The 20,116-nt window shown below is 59.1% G+C and carries 19 protein-coding genes and 1 tRNA gene; 17 read left to right on the top strand and 3 right to left on the bottom strand.

Going from position 1 to position 20,116, the window contains the following annotated elements:
* Together QO231_RS11985 and QO231_RS11990 are read right to left on the bottom strand one after the other, a co-directional pair.
* Entirely contained in the window at positions 1–564 is a 564-nt protein-coding gene (locus QO231_RS11985; protein ID WP_316776399.1) for a TRAP transporter small permease, read from the bottom strand.
* A gap of 67 nt (positions 565–631) precedes the next feature.
* Entirely contained in the window at positions 632–1,618 is a 987-nt protein-coding gene (locus QO231_RS11990; RefSeq protein WP_316776402.1) for a sialic acid TRAP transporter substrate-binding protein SiaP, read from the bottom strand.
* 372 nt (positions 1,619–1,990) lie between these two features.
* Here QO231_RS11990 and QO231_RS11995 point away from each other — a divergent pair, with 372 nt between their 5' ends.
* The 6 genes from QO231_RS11995 (at position 1,991) to QO231_RS12020 (ending at position 8,193) form a co-directional block, all read left to right on the top strand.
* On the top strand, positions 1,991–2,716 hold the full coding sequence (locus QO231_RS11995; RefSeq protein WP_316776404.1) for an FCD domain-containing protein: 726 nt from the start codon (positions 1,991–1,993) through the stop codon (positions 2,714–2,716).
* Between the two features lie 371 nt (positions 2,717–3,087).
* Positions 3,088–3,164, top strand: a tRNA-Pro gene (locus QO231_RS12000).
* Between the two features lie 99 nt (positions 3,165–3,263).
* Positions 3,264–3,635 carry a hypothetical protein gene (locus QO231_RS12005; protein ID WP_316776408.1) on the top strand — a complete coding sequence of 124 codons (372 nt, stop codon included), beginning with the start codon at positions 3,264–3,266 and terminating at the stop codon, positions 3,633–3,635.
* Between the two features lie 3 nt (positions 3,636–3,638).
* Positions 3,639–5,828: a dehydrogenase E1 component subunit alpha/beta gene (locus QO231_RS12010; protein WP_316776409.1), complete on the top strand. Its 2,190-nt coding sequence runs from the start codon at positions 3,639–3,641 to the stop codon at positions 5,826–5,828.
* On the top strand, positions 5,825–6,853 hold the full coding sequence (locus tag QO231_RS12015; RefSeq protein WP_316776412.1) for an ACP S-malonyltransferase: 1,029 nt from the start codon (positions 5,825–5,827) through the stop codon (positions 6,851–6,853). The genes QO231_RS12010 and QO231_RS12015 overlap by 4 nt, the downstream gene beginning before the upstream one ends.
* A gap of 272 nt (positions 6,854–7,125) precedes the next feature.
* The gene (locus QO231_RS12020; RefSeq protein WP_316776413.1) at positions 7,126–8,193 is read left to right on the top strand and encodes a 3-carboxy-cis,cis-muconate cycloisomerase; all 1,068 of its coding nucleotides are present in this window, start codon (positions 7,126–7,128) and stop codon (positions 8,191–8,193) included.
* Here the strand turns inward: QO231_RS12020 and pcaQ are convergent.
* A complete protein-coding gene (gene pcaQ, locus QO231_RS12025; protein ID WP_316776416.1) occupies positions 8,132–9,112 on the bottom strand; it encodes a pca operon transcription factor PcaQ in 981 nt (326 codons plus the stop codon). The two genes, QO231_RS12020 and pcaQ, sit on opposite strands and share 62 nt — an antisense overlap.
* Positions 9,113–9,195: 83 nt before the next feature.
* On the opposite strand from pcaQ, the gene pobA reads away from it, so the two are divergent.
* From pobA to cyoD, 11 genes are all read left to right on the top strand, one after another.
* Entirely contained in the window at positions 9,196–10,365 is a 1,170-nt protein-coding gene (pobA, locus tag QO231_RS12030) for a 4-hydroxybenzoate 3-monooxygenase (protein ID WP_316776419.1), read from the top strand.
* A gap of 117 nt (positions 10,366–10,482) precedes the next feature.
* Positions 10,483–10,863 (top strand): 4-carboxymuconolactone decarboxylase, encoded by a 381-nt coding sequence (gene pcaC, locus QO231_RS12035; RefSeq protein WP_316776421.1) that lies wholly within the window; start codon positions 10,483–10,485, stop codon positions 10,861–10,863.
* Positions 10,860–11,597 (top strand): protocatechuate 3,4-dioxygenase subunit beta, encoded by a 738-nt coding sequence (gene pcaH / locus QO231_RS12040; RefSeq protein WP_316776423.1) that lies wholly within the window; start codon positions 10,860–10,862, stop codon positions 11,595–11,597. The genes pcaC and pcaH overlap by 4 nt, the downstream gene beginning before the upstream one ends.
* Positions 11,598–11,599: 2 nt before the next feature.
* Positions 11,600–12,214, top strand: coding sequence for a protocatechuate 3,4-dioxygenase subunit alpha (pcaG, locus tag QO231_RS12045; protein WP_316776426.1), 615 nt, complete (start codon positions 11,600–11,602; stop codon positions 12,212–12,214).
* Between the two features lie 327 nt (positions 12,215–12,541).
* Positions 12,542–15,145, top strand: coding sequence for a bifunctional lysylphosphatidylglycerol flippase/synthetase MprF (gene mprF / locus QO231_RS12050; RefSeq protein ID WP_316776428.1), 2,604 nt, complete (start codon positions 12,542–12,544; stop codon positions 15,143–15,145).
* Between the two features lie 7 nt (positions 15,146–15,152).
* Positions 15,153–15,479 (top strand): YidH family protein, encoded by a 327-nt coding sequence (locus tag QO231_RS12055; protein WP_316776431.1) that lies wholly within the window; start codon positions 15,153–15,155, stop codon positions 15,477–15,479.
* Positions 15,476–16,093, top strand: a complete 618-nt coding sequence (locus QO231_RS12060) for a hypothetical protein (protein ID WP_316776434.1) — start codon at positions 15,476–15,478, stop codon at positions 16,091–16,093. Before QO231_RS12055 ends, QO231_RS12060 begins: the two co-directional genes overlap by 4 nt.
* Positions 16,090–17,073 (top strand): cytochrome ubiquinol oxidase subunit II, encoded by a 984-nt coding sequence (locus QO231_RS12065; protein ID WP_316776435.1) that lies wholly within the window; start codon positions 16,090–16,092, stop codon positions 17,071–17,073. The genes QO231_RS12060 and QO231_RS12065 overlap by 4 nt, the downstream gene beginning before the upstream one ends.
* Entirely contained in the window at positions 17,070–19,169 is a 2,100-nt protein-coding gene (locus QO231_RS12070) for a cbb3-type cytochrome c oxidase subunit I (RefSeq protein ID WP_316776438.1), read from the top strand. Before QO231_RS12065 ends, QO231_RS12070 begins: the two co-directional genes overlap by 4 nt.
* Positions 19,166–19,795 (top strand): cytochrome c oxidase subunit 3, encoded by a 630-nt coding sequence (locus QO231_RS12075; protein WP_316776440.1) that lies wholly within the window; start codon positions 19,166–19,168, stop codon positions 19,793–19,795. The genes QO231_RS12070 and QO231_RS12075 overlap by 4 nt, the downstream gene beginning before the upstream one ends.
* A complete protein-coding gene (cyoD, locus tag QO231_RS12080; protein WP_316776443.1) occupies positions 19,792–20,103 on the top strand; it encodes a cytochrome o ubiquinol oxidase subunit IV in 312 nt (103 codons plus the stop codon). Before QO231_RS12075 ends, cyoD begins: the two co-directional genes overlap by 4 nt.
* Positions 20,104–20,116 lie beyond the last annotated feature (13 nt).

Raw genomic sequence — 20,116 nt, forward strand, 5'->3', positions numbered from 1 at the left:
TCAGATTCCGTCCGAAGGGTGTGCGAGTTTCTCACGCGCAACCTGATCGGCGGGTTTGCCGAGCAGCGTGATCAGATTGGCGACCGCATACACGGCCATCAGAAAGCAGCCCGCGCTGACCAGATAGTAGATGTAGGCCTTGGGCAGATTGATCGAGACCATGTTGCTGCGGGTGCGTTGTGCCAATTCGATGGCCAGCCAGCCACCATAGCCCCAGAACCCGGCGACCAGCACTTCGGAAAGCGAGACAAGCGGTTTGATCGCTCTGGTCGGAAGGTAATGGTAAGAGAATTCAAGAAAGATGTGTTTGCCCTTGCGGACACAGGTCACGCCGCCGACGAACCCCAGAAGGATCAGGAAGTAACGGGCGATTTCCTCGGTCCATCCGAGGCTGTCATTCAGCACGTAGCGCGTAAAGAACTGCAACGCGACAATGACGAAGAGGATGGCGAAAATCACCAGAACCGGGATGTCCATCCAACGGACATCCGAAATATCGTCCGAGATCTCCTCCAACTCGTCGACAAGACTCTCCAGATGATCGCCTTTTGTATGCTCGGTCACTGGGTTTCCTCCCCTGATGAATTGGCCCGGCAGTTTTCTTAGGCCACCGGGCCTGCGCGTCGTCATATCATTCGGCGTCGGGAATGGCCTGCAGCTGTTCATAGAGTTCGCCGCTGAAAGGCAGATCGCCCGAGGTCAAGGCCGGGGCAACCACCTCGATGAACGGCGCGCGATCAACCTCGTGAACGTTGATCCCCTGTTCGCGAAACCACTCGACCAGCGTTTCTTCGGCGGCGATAATCGCTTTGGTCGATTGCAGCGCGGTTTCGCCGAGAACGTCGTAGAGGATCGCCGAGTCCTCATCGCTTAGCTGAGACAGCCGCACGCCTGATACCACGGTGAAGATCGAGTTCGTGATGTGACCGGTCAGGCTGATGTCGGTTTGCACCTCGTAGAATCGCTTGGCCTGGATCGTGGTCAGCGGATTTTCCTGGGCGTCGACAACGCCTTGCTGAAGAGCCAGGTAGACCTCGGAGAAGGCCATCGGCGTCGGGTTTGCTCCGGTTGCCTCCGGAAACAGCACGTAGGCCGGCGCATTTGGTACCCGGATCTTGAGATCCTTCATGTCGGCAGGGGATAGCACCGGCTTGTTGGCCGTCACATGCCGCGATCCGTAATAGCTGACCGCGCCGATCACATTACCACCGGATGCATCGGTGTAACCCGCCGACACGTCCTGAAAGAGATCACTTTCGTAATACGCCTGCCAATGCTTGAGATTGCGCAGGGTGAACGGGAAATCTGTCATGGCGGCGGGCCCGTAGATCGATCCGGCAAAGCCGCCACCAGTATAGATGATGTCGACCGTTCCCAGGCTAAGACCTTCGTTCAGCGCGGCTTCCTTGCCCAGTGATGAAGCTGGAAAGACTTCGATGGTATGGCGACCATCGGTGCGCTCGCTGAACAATTTCGCAGCCTCCAGCGCAGCCGCGTGTAAGGGATGGCTGACCTCGTAGACATGCGCAAACTTCAGTGCGTCGGCCGACGCGACAGGCGCGCCAAGAGCCAGCGCAGCTGCAGAGGCAACCGCGCCAAGAATGGTTTTGATCTTCATGAATTTTCCTCCAAAGGTGCCGATTTCGGCAATTTTTCCAGGTCAGCCCGCCAGGTCTTGGATCGCCTGAAATGCAGTCCGGCCTGGTTTTCGATGTCTGCTTCGATGCAAAAGAACTCGGGGTCCGGTTCATGTCGCGTCTGGCAATCGTGTGCGCCGCCGCACAGAGCCTCGTCTTTCACGTGTTGAAACAACCTTTCCGCGATTGGCGTCATCCGACTCATCGGCGCCTCTTGTCAGTTTGGTATGACTAAAAATAGAATATCGGTCAACAAATTTTTCAATTCTTGCGAATTATTGGATTTTTGGTATGCTAAAAATTGCTGTTGTCTGGCCAAATCGCCTGTGAAACAAACGAGGTAGATGCAACAGATGAAGCAAGGATCATCCGCCGGTGCCGAGCCACCGACTGATCGTGCGGCGGACAGGGTGGTCGCCGTTCTTGAGCGGCGCATCTATTCCGGCGAGTTGCACGACGGCCAGATGTTTCCGTCCGAGCGAGAGATCATCGGAGAATTCTCGGTCAGCCGAACGGTTGCACGCGAGGCCGTCAAGATTCTGGTTGGGCGGGGATTGCTCGAAGACCGCCCACGCCATCGCCCGATTGTCCGCAAACCCGGCTACGGAACGGTCACCAATGTTCTTGGCGGGTTGGTTCAGCATCTGATCGGTCAACCCGGTGGGGTTGGCCAGATTTTCGAAGTCAGGATCTTTGTCGAGGCGGGTCTGGTCAGGCTGGCCGCAACCGACGCGACCAAGGACGATATCCGGCATTTGCGTGAGGCCCTGAACCGCAATTGGGACTGCATCGAGGATTCCGAAGCCTTTTACGAATCCGACAAGGATTTTCACGCGGTGTTCTATACCATTCCGGGCAACCCGGTCTTTCCGGCCATCCATCACTCGTTTTGTGACTGGCTTGACGGGCATTGGAGAATGATGCCGCGCCTGCCGGAACGCAACCGACGCAATTTTGAGGCTCACGAGAGCATACTGAACGCCATACTGGAAAGAGACCCCGACCAAGCGGAAAGGCTGCTCCGTTCACATTTGAACGACGCCTGGCTGCAGGTGAAGGACACATTCAAGGATCTCTAGGCGATCACCCCGTTTCTGTTTCGTTCGCCTGTCTCAAGTTCCCGAACCCAAGGGGATTGACGAGCGATCTTTGTCGGCTGACCGAAGCTCAGATCGCGCGACGTCGGCGAAATGTTCCAAAGAGACGAAAGATCCACAAACCAGGATCGGAAATGCCGGCCCACAACCCGCGCACCCGATATGCAGATGCCGGCAACCTCCGGACCGTGGCGTCATAGTTTCGCGTCCTGCTGGCCTTGACCGCCCGCAGCACTCCCGCCGCTGCATCAGTGTTCGAAGAGATCGCCTGATCGCCTTGTCCAGGGTTCTGAAACGGCGCTGATGAAAGGTCTTGCCAAGTCTTGGCCATGTCTGTAATCGCTCCCCACGGTCGGAGTGTAGCTCAGCCTGGTAGAGCACTGTCTTCGGGAGGCAGGGGTCGTGAGTTCGAATCTCGCCACTCCGACCAGAAAAATCACAGATCTGGCGGTTCGTTGTTTCAAGCGTGTCGCGTGCGCTTTGTGAGACGTCGGGCAACAGGCGCAAGCGGGCGCGAAGATCTGTCTCAATGCTGGTCAAGAAACAACCCGCAGCGTCCTCGATCGTTGCGCTGCGCAGAAATGTCCACGTGATCGCGGAATTTTTCAGCGTGTGTGGCGTCGGCGACCATCCCAGGTCTGCCCGTTCCGCTGCGTTGTTCCGGGCGGTCTTGGCGCGGCGCAATCACATGCGCTTTTTTCCAATGAATGTCAGGATCTACTGGTATTTCTCCAAAACGTATTCTGATATCCATTCGGACAATGAACAGCGGGCGAGTGATGCAATGAAGGTCAGACAGGCATTTCTATGGGGGCGTCGGGTTGCTGCACCGAACAGGCCGGAGATGGCCTGCTCTGGTCCCGTCCTCGGACGCCTCCCGTCTTTAGCGAAAGCAAGCTGACTCATGGATCGTTCCGCTATCGTCCACGACAATTTCCTGCGCCGGGTTGCCGCAAATGACCTGCCCGCGGGAGCAGAGCCCGCCGGGCCGCTGGATGCGGCGCTGGCGGCGTCGATTTATCGGTCCGGGTGCCTGAGCCGGGCTCTCGACCTCAAAAGTCGCGCGATGCAGGCGAAACGGCAGGGTTTTTACACCATTGGCTCGTCGGGGCACGAGGGCATGGCCGCCATCGCCGCCGCCCTTCGGCCCACGGACATGGCGTTCCTGCACTACCGTGATGCAGCGTTCCAAATCCAACGTGGCGAGCAGGTGTCGGGGCAATCGACGACTTGGGACATGCTCCTCAGCTTTGCCTGTTCGTCTGAGGATCCGATCTCGGGAGGACGACACAAGGTTCTGGGGTCAAGGGCGCTGAACATACCGCCGCAGACTTCGACGATTGCCAGTCACCTGCCAAAAGCGGTTGGCGCAGCCTATTCCATTGGCGCGGCGCGGCGGCATCGTCCCGATCATGCGTGCCTGCCGGATGATGCGATCATCTTTTGCAGCTTTGGCGATGCCTCGGCCAACCACTCAACAGCGCAGGGCGCGTTCAACACTGCGCAATGGACATCTTACCAATCCGTGCCCCTGCCGCTGTTGTTCTGCTGCGAAGACAACGGCATCGGAATATCCACCAAGACGCCGCGCGGCTGGATCGGAGCGACATTCACGCAGCGGCCCGGATTGAAGTATTTCACCTGCGACGGGCTCGACATTTTCGACACCTACGCGACTGCGCAGGCGGCGGCGGATTACGTGCGGCGGAGCAGGAAGCCGGCATTTCTGCATATCCGCACTGTCCGTCTCTATGGCCATGCGGGCGCTGATGTGGCGACCGCGTACCTGCCCAAGGCTGAGGTCGAAGCGGAGGAAGCCAACGACCCATTGCTGCATTCCGTGCGCCTCTTGTCGCAATCCGGTGCGATGCAGCCCGCCCAGGCCCTGGAGGCTTACAAGGCCACCCATGCACGCGTCGAGCGCGTCGCCGATGAGGTCGTGACGCGCCCGCATCTGCAAACGGCACAACAGGTGATGGCAAGCTTGATCCCGCCGACCCGCGACTGCAGGCCGAGCAATGGTCCCGGTGCCGATGCACGGACCGCGGTGTTTGGTTCGGACATGCGGGCGATGGACGAGCCTCAGCCCATGTCGCGCCTGATCAACTGGGCGCTGACCGACCTGATGCTGGAACACGGCGAGATCGTGATGATGGGCGAAGACGTCGGGCGCAAGGGCGGTGTCTATGGCGTCACGCAGAAACTCCGCGACCGGTTTGGTTCGGACCGGATGATCGACACGCTGCTGGATGAACAATCCATCCTCGGCCTGGCGATTGGCATGGCGCAGAATGGGTTTGTCCCGATGCCCGAGATCCAGTTTCTGGCCTATCTGCACAATGCCGAAGACCAGTTGCGCGGCGAGGCGGCGACATTGCCGTTCTTTTCCAATGGACAATACACCAATCCGATGGTGCTGCGGATTGCGGGGCTTGGCTATCAAAAGGGCTTTGGCGGGCATTTCCACAATGACAATTCGGTGGCGGTCCTGCGCGATATTCCCGGCCTGATCCTCGCCGTTCCCTCAAATGGTGCGGATGCCGCGAAGATGCTGCGCGAATGCGTGCGTCTCGCGCGCGAGGAGCAACGGGTTGTGGTGTGTCTGGAGCCGATCGCGCTCTACCCGATGCGAGACCTGCACGCGGAAAAGGACGGGGAATGGATGCGGCGCTATCCGGATCCGGCCGAGCGGATCGCGCTTGGCGAGGTGGGCATCACGGGCGACGGTCGCGATGTTGCAATCGTCACATTTGGCAATGGGGCATATCTCAGCAATCAGGCACTTCCGCAGATCAAGGCCGCGGGTATCAATCCGCGCATCGTCGACTTGCGCTGGCTGTCCCCTTTGCCCGATCAGGCGCTCGATGCAGCCGTCGACGGGTGCAAAGCCATTCTAATTGTCGATGAAACCCGCCATTGCGGTGGCGTGGCAGAGGCACTGATGGCGCATTTTCACGAAACGTCCACGGCAGAGCTCGCGCGGCTCACCGCCAAGGACAGCTTCATTCCCACTGGCCCCGCCTATGCGGTGACGATGCCTTCGACAGACGGCATCGTCGAAGCCGTTCGTAACCTGGTTGAAGGTAAATCATGAAAACCGCTGTTGTCATCTGTCCCGGGCGCGGCACCTATAATGCGGCGGAACTGGGCTATCTGCGCCGCTATTTTCCGGATGCAACGCTGTTGGATACCTTTGATGGTATGCGCCAGCAGGCCGGGCAAGAGACACTGACCGCACTTGACAGCGCATCGCGCTTTTCGCTGGCAAAACACAGCCGGGGCGACAATGCATCCGCGCTTATCTATGCCGCGACGGTTGGCGACTTCCGTACGATAGATCACGACGAAATCGAGATTGTTGCCGTCACCGGAAACTCCATGGGCTGGTATTCGGCCTTGGCCTGTGGCGGTGCACTGTCTCACGAAGACGGATTTCGGGTCGCCAATACGATGGGCTCGTTGATGCAGGGGGCGCTGATCGGTGGCCAGTTGATTTATCCGTGGGTCGATGAGGATTGGCGGCCGCAACCGGCGCGCCGCGCGGCTCTGATAGCGTTGGTCGCCGACATCGATGCGCGCAGGGATCACGATCTGGTGCTGTCCATCGACCTGGGTGGGATGCTGGTTCTAGCGGGGAATGACACCGGTTTGTCGGCGTTCGAAGCCGAGATCGAACCGACCCAGGGGCGCTTTCCCATGCGGTTGGGCAACCACGCCGCCTTTCACAGCCACCTTCAGGCTCCTGTGGCCGCTCGGGGGCGGGCCGTGCTGTCGCCGGACATGTTCACGCAACCGGGCTTGCCGCTGATCGATGGTCGGGGCGCGATCTGGTGGCCACAGGCCTCGGATCTGAACGCCCTGTATGGCTATACCCTTGGGCAGCAGGTGACCGAGACCTACGATTTTACCCACGCCATCGCGATTGCCGCGCGCGAGTTTGCCCCGGATCTGTTCATCCTGACTGGTCCCGGAACAACGTTGGGCGGCGCTGTTGCGCAATCCCTGATCCTCGCGGGCTGGCACGGATTGACCGGTAAATCATCTTTCAAATCACATCAGGACAAACAGCCGATGCTCATTTCCATGGGAATGGACGATCAGCGCGGTCTGGTCACCTAGATGAGAGACTTCTCATCTTTCTGCCCAAGTCATCAGACAGACCCGCGAAATGTCCTGCGAACTCGACACAAACCTGACCCACGCCGTCCGATCATATCCGGATCGAGTTTCGCCAACCAGTGACCTACCCCGACAGATTTGGCTGGCGCAGGCATGCCGTCGACGTCCTGGCAATTGCACCTCTTGCAGGCCGCACCGATGGTCACAATAAGTGCTTCGCGGGTGCGTCGGTCTGCTTGTTATGGCATCGAAGAAGACGTAGGTCTGGCGGAATGACCAACGCATTCACACGAACGCCCCTGTGGGGCACACTCTTTCAGGATCCGTACACCGCTGGGGAATTTTCTGCGGACAGCTTCTGTGCCCGGATGGTGCAATTCGAAATGGCCTGGACGCGCGCGTTGCGAGAGAGCGGAGCTATTGAGCCGGACATCGCGGAAATGGCGCTTGCAGAGATCACAGGATTTCAACCTGATCCTGATGCGCTTGCCGACGCCTCGGATGTGGATGGCCTGCCGGTGCCAGCGCTCGTGCGTCAGCTCAGGTCGAGCCTGCCCGAGGATGCTCGGGTGGCCGTACATTCCGGGGCGACGAGCCAGGATGTGATCGACACCGCCATGGTCCTGACGGCGCTTGCGATTCTTTCCACGTTTGAAGGTCGCTGTGCCGAGTTGCTGCGGCTTCTGGACGATTTGAATGCGCGATTTTCCGACAACCCCGTCTCGGGGCGAACGCGAATGCAATTGGCACTTCCGATTGCCGCCGGGGACCGCATACAAAGCTGGCGAACACCGCTTGCGGCCCATCTCGGACAACTTCCGGAACTCATCAATGCGATCAGTGTCGTGCAGGTCGGCGGTGCTGTGGGGCGGCGTGACTTGCCAAATGGTGCCGCCGACGCCATCGCCGCTGGCGTTGCCAAGTCGCTCGGTCTGAGAGTGTCGCCCGTTTGGCATACGGATCGGTCCCTGATGCTGGATATCGGGCATTGGTTGACCAAAGTCAGCGGCACATTGGGAAAGTTGGGGCAGGACATTGCACTGATGGCGCAGCAAGGGATCGACGAAGTCCAGCTTGACGGGGCCGGGGGGTCGTCCGCCATGCCGCACAAGCAAAACCCGGTCCGGGCGGAGTTGCTGATCGCACTTGCGCGCGTCGTCGCCGGGCAACAGGGGATACTTGCCCAATCCATGGTTCACGAGCAGGAACGCTCCGGCGCTTCCTGGGCCATCGAGTGGATGACTTTGCCCGCGATGTTCGAGGCGACCGGAGCGGCGCTCAACAGCGCCGATCATCTTCTGAAACAAATTCGCCATATCGGTCAGAGGCCCGCCGACTGACCGCGCTGCGTGTGGCCTCCAGAAGTGCCTGACGGAACAGGCGGATCGTTGGCGTCGGGTCTTCTTCTGAGCGCGCCAAGATCCCTACCGGTCCGGCCATCGCGCTGGTATTGATGGGCAGGGATGTCATGCGACCTGCTGCGATGTCGCGCGCAACGACTCCGCGGCTGATAATCCAGATCGCCTGCGCCGGGCCCAGGGTCATCGCGCGGCCGAATGCGCCGGAGACGGTCTCGATCCGATTGGACCAGTCGCCGATCCCGTGAGCGATGAGAAAGCGATCTACCAACGGGCGGATTGCGGCACCTTTGGGTGGGTAAAGAATGCGGCACTCGTTCAGGGCGTCAAGGCTGGTGGCGCGGGCCATCGGGTGATCTGTGGCAACAGCGAACACGACGTTTTCCGAGTAAAGCTGGGTGAACGACAACCCCTCCATCGTCTCTGGCCGACCCATGCGTCCGACAAGAAGATCAAGTTTTCCGGACCGCAGTCGGTCGACCAACCCGCCAATGTGGCCATCTTCCACGGTCACAGGTGTCGGCGGCGACAACTCTGCGAAACGCAGGATCACGTCCGGCAGCAGATCGGCGGCGACGCTGGGCAAGGCCCCGATATGCAGCGGGGACGCCGCTCCGGACGACAACGCATCGAGACTGGCCAAACCGTGGCCGAGCGCCGCGAGACACTGTTCCGCAAACTGACGGAACACCGCCCCTTCGCGGGTCAATTCAATGCCGCCGCGATCCCTGTGCATCAATGATACACCAAGGATGCTCTCGAGGTCTTTCAAGGTCTTGGAAATTGCGGGCTGGGTCAGAAAAATCCGCTCGGAGGCGGCTTTCAGACTGCCGCAACGCACTGTTTCGACGAACGCAGACAGGTGCCGCATCTTGATCTGGCGAAGTTTGTTGAATTCCATTTTGGAAACTAACCGGCAAGTGTTCTCATTTTTCTTACAGAATACGATGTATTAACATGCGTGCAACAGGTTCGGAGGATCCCATGAAAACACAGGTGGCAATCATTGGTGGCGGCCCGGCCGGCCTTCTGCTGTCCCAACTGTTGCATACGCGCGGAATTGTCAGCGTGGTGCTGGAACGCAAGACCAAGGAATATGTGCTGGGGCGCATTCGTGCGGGGGTTCTGGAACAGGGCCTTGTCAACCTGATGGAAGAAGCAGGTTGTGCCGATCGGATGCATGCCGAAGGCTTTGCCCATGACGGGACGTTGATTGCATATGGCGACGAAATTTTCCGCGTGGATTTTTTGGAGCACACGGGCACGCCCGTGATGGTCTATGGCCAGACGGAAGTGACCCGCGATCTCTATGAGGCCCGCGAAAAGGCCGGTGGTAAGATCGAGTTCGAAGTCGAAGATGTTGTCATTCAAGGCGCCAACACCGACACGCCGCATGTCTATTACACGGTTGATGGCGCTGCGCGGCGTCTTGATTGCGATTTCGTGGCCGGTTGCGACGGATTCCATGGCGTCAGCCGACATTCCATTCCACTGGAGATGCGGCGCGAATATGAGAAAATCTATCCGTTTGGCTGGCTTGGTATCCTGAGCGAGACGCCACCGGTCAATCGCGAACTGATCTATGCAAATTCCAGCCGCGGATTTGCCCTGTGTTCGATGCGAAATGACAATCTGAGCCGGTACTATATTCAGTGCTCATTGAGCGACAGCCCGAGCGATTGGACGGACGAGGCGTTTTGGGAAGAGCTGAAGCGCCGCATTCCGAAAGAGCAGGCCGACAGGCTGATCACCGGGCCGTCGATCGAAAAGTCGATTGCGCCTCTGAGGTCTTTCGTGACCGAACCCATGCGATGGGGCCGGATGTTTCTGTGCGGAGATGCGGCGCATATCGTGCCGCCCACGGGGGCCAAGGGCCTGAACACCGCCGCCTCGGACGTGCATTATCTCTATCACGCGCTGGGCGATTTCTACGAAACTGGCTCCGAGGCGGGGATCGCTACCTATTCCGAAAAGGCCCTGAAGCGGGTCTGGAAGGCCGAGCGGTTTTCCTGGTGGTTCTCGTCGCTGCTGCATCGCTATCCTGACCAGTCCGCATTCGACCTCAAGATGCAAGTGGCCGAGCTGGAATTCCTGCGCACCAACAAGGCCGCGCAACAGGCGATGGCGGAAAACTACGTCGGGCTTCCGTACTGATGCAGCGGACAGATGCAAACGCCGTTGCGATGCAGAGATGCGCGAGAAACGCGCATGGCGCACAGAACCCGGCACGTTACGGCACCATCCCGACATCACTGACCAAGGAAAACCCACATGCAAGACCGCTTTGAAACCGGCATGACCGTCCGTCGCGAGGTTCTGGGCGATGCCCATGTGGACCGGGCGGAGGCCAGTAAATCCAAGTTTGACGAACCGTTCCAAACCATGATCACCGAAGGAGCCTGGGGGACACTCTGGGCGGACGACACGATTTCGCGGCGGGACCGGTCGTTGTTGACGCTGGCATTGCTGGCTGCGACCGGGAATTTTGAAGAAATCCCAATGCATATCCGCGCCAGCCGCAACACCGGGGCCAGCCCGGAAGAGATCGTTCAGGCCTTTTTGCATGTTGCGGTTTATGCTGGTGTTCCAAAGGCCAACCACGCCATCAAACTTGCCAAACAGACATTCGACGAACTGGAGGTCGACCTATGAGCCTGATCAAGCAAAACGGAGGCTTCGTTCCTCGGGATCGTGATTGGCAACCTGACGCGCTGACCCCTGCCTACAAGACAAGCGTCAAACGGAGCCCTCAGGCGGCGTTGTTGTCCTTTCCAACCACGATGAGCGAGGAAACATCGCCGGTCTTTGGGCATCACATGATCGGAGAACTCGATAACGACCTGATCCTCAACTATGCCAAAGCGGGTGAAACTGCGATCGGCCCGCGGATCATCGTGCACGGCCGGGTCCTGGACGAAATGGGGCGCGGGGTGCCCGGCGCATTGGTCGAATTCTGGCAAGCCAATGCCGGCGGCCGATACCGTCACAAGAAAGAAAGCTATCAGGGGGCGCTTGATCCGAATTTTGGCGGCTGCGGGCGAACCATCACGGCAGAGGATGGATCATATGAATTGCGCACTATCCAGCCTGGCCCCTATCCGTGGCCCAACGGCATGAACGACTGGCGACCCGCCCATATCCATTTCTCGATATTCGGGCACGGCTTTGCGCAGCGCCTGATCACTCAGATGTATTTCGAGGGCGACCCGCACATCAAGCTGTGTCCCATCGTCGGGGTGCTCAAATCCCAGGAGGCCGTGGACGCCTTGACGGCGCTGCTGGACATGCACCGCACCGTCCCGATGGACAGCCGCGCCTACAAATTCGATATGGTTCTGCGCGGGCAGCGCCAGACATACTTTGAGAACCGCAGGGAGGGTCTGTGATCATGGTCCAGAAGCTTGAGTATCTCAAAGAGTCTCCCAGCCAAACCGCCGGCCCCTATGTTCATATCGGCTGTACACCCAATTTTACGGGCATCGACATCTATGGCGGCGATCTTGGATCGTCGATGAAAACCGGCCCGGTACAAGGGCAGGAAATCACCATCACGGGCATCGCATATGATGGGACCGGAACGCCACTGCGCGATGCGCTGATCGAAATCTGGCAACCGGATGCGGCGGGGTTGTTCCCCTCGGCAAACGAAACCCGGGGGCAGGCCGATCCGAATTTTGCCGGCTGGGGGCGCTCGCCCGGCGACATGACGACCGGCGAGTTTACCTTTGAAACGGTCAAGCCTGGCGCAGTTCCTTTCCCGGATGGTCGCATGCAAGCCCCGCATATCACCGCCTGGGTCGTCGCACGTGGCATCAACATCGGCTTGCACACGCGCATCTACTTTGAAGATGAAGCGGAAGCCAACGCCACTGATCCGATCCTGACGCGGATCGAACATCAGAATCGCATTCCGACACTGCTGGCCAAGAAAGTCGCAGATGACGCGTATCGGTTCGACATTCATCTGCAGGGTCCGGATGAGACCATCTTTTTCGATATATGAAATGCATCATGGTGCATCCCTGCCTCATCTGCGTTGACATCACCGCCACCGCAGTAACGCGTCGTGAACCCGCAACGCCTTTTTTGATCGAAGGTGCCGTCGCCCAAGGAGATTGGACCCGTTGCAATTTTCGGGTTTGAAATGCGCAGATTAGACCTGACAATCTGCGATTATGTAATAGTGTGCTAATCCTGATCGCATGGAGGAGATGTGCCAGATCGGGGCCTGGTTTTCGGGCTGGACAGAACGTTCCTGCAGCTGGCGCAGAAATGGGCAAATTGGCAGAGATGCAGCACATTCAGGCCGAGGTTCTGCAGGGGCGTCCGCATGACCGCCGTTGAAAATCCGGCCGAGGCGCCAGTCGCACCGGGGCGCATATCGCGCCTGCTTGCGAATCCTGCTGTTCGAATAATTGTGCCTTTGGTGATCGTGGCGATCACGTTCTATGTCCTGCATGAGCTTTCCGCCAAGGTCAGTTGGAGTGCGGTAAAGGCCGATGTCGCGGCCAGCAGTTGGACTTCGATCGCGTTGGCGATTGCCGCAATGGCGATCAGCTTTCTCGCACTGTCCCTCTATGATGTCCTTGCGGTGCGCAGCATTGCGACAGGGCAGGTTCCGGACAGGATTGCCGCCTTTGCAGGTGGAAGCGGCACGGCGATTTCCAACCTTCTCGGGTTTTCCTACCTGACAGGGACGGCCGTGCGCTACCGGATCTACGCGTCGCTTGGGGTCGATCTTGCACGTGTCGCCGGGATCATCGCGATATCGTGGATCGCATTTTGGCTGGGGCTCATACTTATCCTGGGCCTGTTGTTTCTGGCCCACCCGGTCGGGCTGTCCCAGGTGTTGCCGCTCGACGGGACGCTTGAGATTGCCATCGGCGCGGCGCTTTTGGTCGGACTCGCGTTATTGGTGCTCTGGCTCTCACGGGCACCGCGCAGTTTTTGGGCAGAGGGCTTTCGGGTGCCCTTGCCCGGGGGGCGGCTGGCGCTTTCGCTCATGGGAGTCGCCGTCATTGATTTGATGGGCGCGGCGATGACGCTCTATTTTCTGTTGCCAGCCGATCTGGCTGACAATTTTGTCTATTTCTTCGTCATCTATATGGGCGCTACCGCGCTCGGGATCCTGAGCCACTCTCCCGGCGGGTTGGGCGTGTTCGAGGCAACGCTGATCGCGGGTCTCGGTGCGGCAGGGCGGCCTGACATGCTGGCGGCGCTCCTGCTCTATCGCGTGATCTATTCGGTCCTGCCCTTTGCCGTTGCCGTGGTGGCCTTGGCGGTGACATGGGCTGTGACGCGACGCGGGGCAATCGCCACGACATCGAACTGGGCGTACCGGTTGATCCGCCCTCTTGTTCCGATAGCGGCTGCGGGGATCGCATTGCTGGCCGGATCGATCCTGCTGATCTCGGGGAACCTGCCCGGCGAGACCGCGCGTTTCGGCGTCTTGCGGGACATCATCCCGCTGCAGTTTGTCGAGGCGTCGCATCTGGCGGGCAGCGTGGCGGGCCTGTTGCTGATCGTGGTCGCGCGCGGGCTGTATCGCAAGCTCCATCGCGCGTGGCTGATTGCCATGGGGTTGATGATCGTTGGATTTGTCGCATCCATTGCGAAGGGTCTCGATTGGGAAGAGGCCCTTGGCATGCTCATTTCGCTTGGTGTGCTCGGCGCGTTCCGATCGGCGTTCTACCGGGTCGAGGCGGTATCGGTCTTTCGCCTCAACGCCACGTGGCTCGTCAGCATTCTGGCGTTGTTGGCGGCGATCTTCTGGATCGGGTTTTTTGCCTACAGCCATGTCGAATATCGCGATGCGCTGTGGTGGCAGTTTGCGTTCGACGGCGATGCCTCGCGGTTCCTTCGTGCAAGTGTCGTGGTTGCGCTGATCCTATTCGGGATCACCCTGAACTCACTTCTCTACCGACGCAGCGGTATCAAGGACTCTCACGAAATACCCGATGTCGTGCGCCAACTCATCGCGCAAAGCGAGGACACCGAGGCACAGCTGGACCTGCTCGGCGACAAGGCGTTTCTGATCTCCGAGGACAATCGCGCCTTTATCGCCTATTGCGACACGGGTGGATCACTGATCACCAAGGGCGAGCCGGTTGGCGAGGAGGCCGCGGGGCGCAAGCTGATCTGGCAATTGCGCGAAATGGCCGACAAGGCCGGCAAGCGCTGTGCCTTTTACGCGGTATCGCCGAAATACCTGGCCACATATCTCGATCTCGGGCTGTCCATCCTCAAGATTGGCGAGGTCGCGCGCGTGAACCTTCAGGGGTTCACGCTTGATGGGTCCAGCAAGAAGAAATTTCGCGGTGCACGCAGCCGTGCCGGGCGCGACGGGTATGAGTTCGCGATCATCCCAAAGGCCGAGGTGCCAACCGTCCTTGACCAGTTGCGCGGCATCTCGGATCGCTGGATGCAAGAAAAGCAAGGCGAGGAGAAAGGTTTTTCTCTGGGCTATTTTGATGACACCTATCTTTCCAACTTTGATCATGCTGTCCTGCGTCATGTCGAAACCGGCCGTATCGTTGCCTTTGCCAACCTGTTTCAGGGTGCGAACAAGCACGAGCTCTCGCTTGATTTGATGCGGTATGATCCTGAAGGGCCGAAAATCGCAATGGATGCCCTGTTTGCCGAACTCATGCTCTGGGGGGCCGCAGAGGGGTTCCACTGGTTCTCGCTTGGGGCGGCTCCGTTTTCGGGCATCGAAAACCACCAGCTGTCGTCACTCTGGAACCGCATCGGGGGGTTCATCTATGAACATGGTGAACAGGTCTATCACTTCGAAGGGCTGCGCTCCTTCAAGGAGAAATTCGATCCCGTGTGGACGCCCAACTACCTGGCCAGCCCGGGCGGTTTGGCGGCACCACGTGTTCTTTACGAGGTCAACGTCCTGATTTCGGGCGGAATCAAGGGTTTGGTAGGGTAGAGCGGCGATGATTGAGAATTATGCAGATCATTCCTCAAACGAACGCACCTTTCTCGCCTGGGTCCGGACCGTCATCGCGATTGTCGGCTTTGGGCTGGCCGCGGCGCGGCTTGGGCAGGAAAAGGCAGCGCTTTGGTCGGAGATGCTAATGCTGGCAACGGGTGCGCTGGTGATCCTGCTGGCCTTTTTGCGTATGCAGCATATCCGCAGGAACATCGCGGCATCTGAGCTCGTTGATGACAACGCCTTGTCGGCCAATGCTTTCCTGCTTGTGTTGATTGCCGCGCTCTTCGGGTTGATCGCGGCGTTCGGCATTCACGTGAGTTCGCAATGAAGCACATCCGGCGCATCCCGTTCACCATTCTGTTCCTGTCGATCATGGTGCTTGCGAATTGGTTTGCCGGAACGCTGGCCGGAACCTTGCCGGCAGAGACTCTTTCAAACTGGGGCATCAGCCACCAGACGGTCGTCACTGGCGACCTTGCCCGGCTTATCACCGGGACGTTCCTGTCCCATGATCTGGGCATGTTCCTTCGCCAGTTGATCTTTGCCGGTGCCGTCATTGGCTATTTCGAATGGCATGGATCGACGCTGCGCACGGCCATCACCTATTTTTCCATCGACATCGTCGGTTCGGTAATCGTGCTTTTCGCGGTGGTGCCGCTTGTTGCTGCGATACCCGAAATCGGGCAGGCTGATGCACGGGCGACCCTTGATGTCGGCATGTCGGCGGGTGGGTTTGGCCTGATCGGTGCGATCCTTGCAAGCTGGCCACACAAGTGGCTCTTGCTCGGTGCGGTGGTTGCCGCGATTGTGGTCAAGGTCTGGTACGATCTCGATGTGATTGCAGACAGCGCGCATTTGATCTGCCTGTTGATCGGATTTGCCGTTCAGCAAACCCTGTCGGTGCGATCCCGTTCTTGGGACAGGAAGGAAGGGTTGCGATGAGCCACAGTTTGATCCGGCGCGCACCGGCGTTCGCCCTCGCGTCGGCAGGGCTGGCCATCGCGCCAGATGCCGTCTGGGCCAACAGCTCGTCCTTCTTTGATCCGCAAGGCCCGATCGCGGCTGCGGAAAAGGACCATTTCATTCAGACAGCGGCGATCACGATGATCGCGGTGCTGCCGGTCCTGCTGTTCGTGCCGCTGATCCTGTGGCGCTATCGGTATGGAAATCAAAAGGCGCGCTATACTCCGAAATGGGAATTTTCGGCCCTTTTGGATACCGCAATGTGGGGTGTTCCCTTTGCCATCGTCGCGGTCTTGTCGGTTCAGCTCTGGCAGGAAACGGTGGCGCTGGACCCCTACCGCCCCTTGAAGTCAGACCAGCCAGCACTTGAGGTGCAGGTGATCGGGCTGGATTGGAAATGGCTGTTCGTCTACCCGGAACAGGAGATCGCAACAGTCGGTGAAATGGCCTTTCCTGCGGATCGACCGGTCAAACTGACCCTGACCAGCGATACGGTGATGCAGTCCTTTCTGATCTCTGCACTGGCGGGCCAGATCTATGTCATGCCCGGAATGGAAACGCAGCTTCAGGTGCTTGCAGATGCGCCCGGAGAGTTCGAAGGCGAAAACACCCAGTTCAACGGCGATGGATTTACCCAGCAAAAGTTCCGCGCCGTGGCCCAGACCGATGCAGATTTCGCGGCCTGGAGTGAGCGGGTCAAATCGGACGGTGTGCCGCTGGACTTGGACACCTATGGCAACCTTGCTGTGCGGTCGACTCCGACTGAGGTTCATAAAACGCTGGCGACATCCGGTATGCCGGCCGACGCGGTCTGGTTCGGGACCGTTCTGCCTGATCTATTTGACCGTGTTCTGCATCGGTATCATCAGGGCAGCGCCCTTGATCCAAGCGGTCAACCCGGCAGCTATATCTGCGGGCCGGGTGCCCTGTCCCAATCCCTGCCGGAGATCACACGATGAGCGATGCGACCACATACGCCTGGCTTCTGGGACGGCTGGACATCTCGAGCCTGGCGATCCTGCCGGCAATTGCCAATCCGACGGCGTCCGAGATTGTCGGGGCATCGGCGGCAATGATGGTGATCCTGGGCGGTATCGCGGTCGTGGCGATGCTGACATGGTTCAACTGGTGGACGCCGCTGTGGCGTGACTGGCTGACCAGCACCGATCACAAGCGGATCGGGATCATGTACATCGTGCTGGCACTGGTGATGATGACGCGCGGCGTGCTCGAAGGCGTGGTGATGCGTGCGCAGCAGGCGGCAGGACTCGACGGCGGGTTCCTTGCGGACAGCCATTTTGCCGAATTGTTCAGTACGCACGGCACGATCATGATCTTTTTCGTGGCCATGCCGTTCATTGCGGGCGTGATCAACTATGTGATGCCGCTGCAGATCGGGGCGCGGGACGTGTCGTTTCCCGTGCTCAACCAGATCAGTCTTGCGCTGACCGCCATCGGGGCCGCGCTTGTGATGATCAGCCTTGTTCTGGGGAAATTCTCGACTGGTGGCTGGCCTGCCTACCCGCCTTACACCGGCATTGCCTTCAATCCCGGACCGGGGCCGGACTACTGGATCTGGTCGGTGGCGATTGCCGGGCTTGGTTCGACCCTGTCGGGCATCAACTTTGCCGTGACGATCTACAAGGAACGCGCACCGGGCATGAAGCTGTTTTACATGCCGCTGTTTTCCTGGACGGTGCTGTGCACCGCGATCATCATGATCTTTGCCATGCCGCCGCTGACCGTGGCAACCCTGACGCTGGCGCTGGACCGGTATCTGGATTTCCATTTCTACACCAACGATCTGGGCGGGAACATGATGAACTATGTCAACCTGTTCTGGCTCTTTGGCCATCCGGAGGTCTATCTGCTGGTCTTGCCCTGCTATGGCATCTTTTCCGAGATCATATCGACCTTTTCCGGCAAGCGGCTCTATGGCTACAATTCGCTTGTCTTCGCGACCATGGCGATTTCGGTCTTGAGCTTCACGGTCTGGCTGCACCACTTTTTCACCATGGGGCAAAGCGCGCAGGTGAACGCGGCATTTGGCGTCGCCTCGATGTTCATAGCAGTGCCAACCGGGGTAAAGGTCTATGACTGGATGGCGACGATGTTTCGAGGCCGCATTCGGTTTTCCGTCCCGATCGTCTATGCGACCGGCTTTCTGATCCTGTTTGTCATCGGCGGGCTGACAGGAGTCATGCTGGCAAACCCGACCATCAGCTATCAGGTGCATAACACGCTGTTTCTGGTGGCGCATTTTCACAACGTGATCATCCCCGGTGTGCTTTTCGGCCTGTTGGCCGGATACCACTACTGGTTTCCAAAGGCATTCGGGTTCCGACTGAACGAGGGCTGGGGCTATGTCGCGGCGACGTTCTGGATTTTCGGCTTCATGTTCACATTCTTCCCGCTCTATGTGCTGGGGGTCATGGGGATGCCCCGGCGCTCGGCCAGCTATAGCGACCCGGCGTTCGAGCCGCTGACACTGATTGCGATGTGCGGCGCGTGTCTCATATTCTGTGCATTGGCCTCGTTGCTGATCCAGCTTCGGATCAGCGTTCGTGACCGGGCGCAGACACGGGTGCCGCTGGGCGATCCATGGAACGGGATGACGCTGGAATGGTCGATTCCGTCACCGCCGCCCGAGTACAATTTCGCGGTGGTTCCAGAGGTCACCGCGCGCGACGCCTTTGCCGAGGCGAAGGAGCAGGGCAACGCCTATCCGCAACCGACTGCCTATGAAGACATCGAGATGCCGCGGAATACCTCGATCGGTGCGATCGTCTTGATCGGCGGCACCGCTTTGGGGCTGGCTCTGGTCTGGTATGTCTGGTGGCTGGCAATCCTCTCGCTCGTCGTGATGATCGGGGCCTTCGTGGCCCGTTCTTTCAGGACGGACACCCACAAGACCATTCCAGCCGCAGAGGTCGCCGCCGCGCATCAGGCCTGGCTGGCAGAGGTCGCCAATGCCTCACCAGTCAAGCGCGACATAGAGACCAAGGACACCAACCGCGGCCTTGCGGCGCTCGAATTGCCACAGGGGGCAGCATGATTTTTCATGAACGCAGACATCCCGGCCTGAATCTGGGCGACCATCACGGCGCCGCACACGCTGGTGCAGAAGCATCGGTGTTCGGGTTCTGGGTCTTTCTGATGAGCGACCTGATCATCTTCGGCCTGATGTTCGCCACCTACGTGACGATGCTCGGTCCAATGGCGCAAGCGGGCGGGCCGGGGCCAAAGGACCTCTTTGAGCTGACCAGCGCGTTCATCCAGACGATGTTGCTCTTGACCAGCAGCCTGACATTCGGGATGGCATCGCTGGCGATGCGCCACAAACGCAGCCAGCGCGAGATGAGCCTTTGGTTGATTGTGACCCTGATCCTTGGTCTGGCCTTTCTCGCGTTTGAATTGCGGGACTTTGCCGGCATGTTCGCGGTGTCGGCGGGCCCGTCGCGCAGTGGTTTCCTGTCTGCGTTTTTCGGGTTGGTGCCTTTGCACGGATTGCACGTAACCGCCGGATGTCTGTGGCTCTTGATCATGCTGATCCAGATGCGCACGATGGGCCTGACGGATGTTGTCAAGACGCGATTGCTCCGGTTGGGCCTCTTCTGGCACTTCCTCGACATCATCTGGATCGGCATATTCTCGATCGTCTATCTGGGGGGGCTCGCATGACACCGCAAAGCGAAGACCACAAGGCAGAAGTCCGCCATTATCTGGTTGGGTTCGCCCTGGCCCTGACGCTGACCCTGCTGCCATTTGCTCTGGTGGCATGGGGCGGGTTGGCCAGGATGCAGGTGCTGACGATCGTTGCGATTTGTGCGCTGGTTCAGATCGTCGTTCACTTCCGTTACTTTTTGCACATCGATTTTTCGCGTCAAAAAAGTGAGGATTTGCACCTGATCCTGTTCTCGGCGCTCGTTCTTGCGATCATGGCATGCGGGACGCTTTGGATCGTGTTCAACCTGGCGGGCCGGATGTGATCGGACTACCGAA

The organism is Sedimentitalea todarodis (assembly GCF_032595355.1).
GTDB classification, from domain to species: domain Bacteria; phylum Pseudomonadota; class Alphaproteobacteria; order Rhodobacterales; family Rhodobacteraceae; genus Sedimentitalea; species Sedimentitalea todarodis.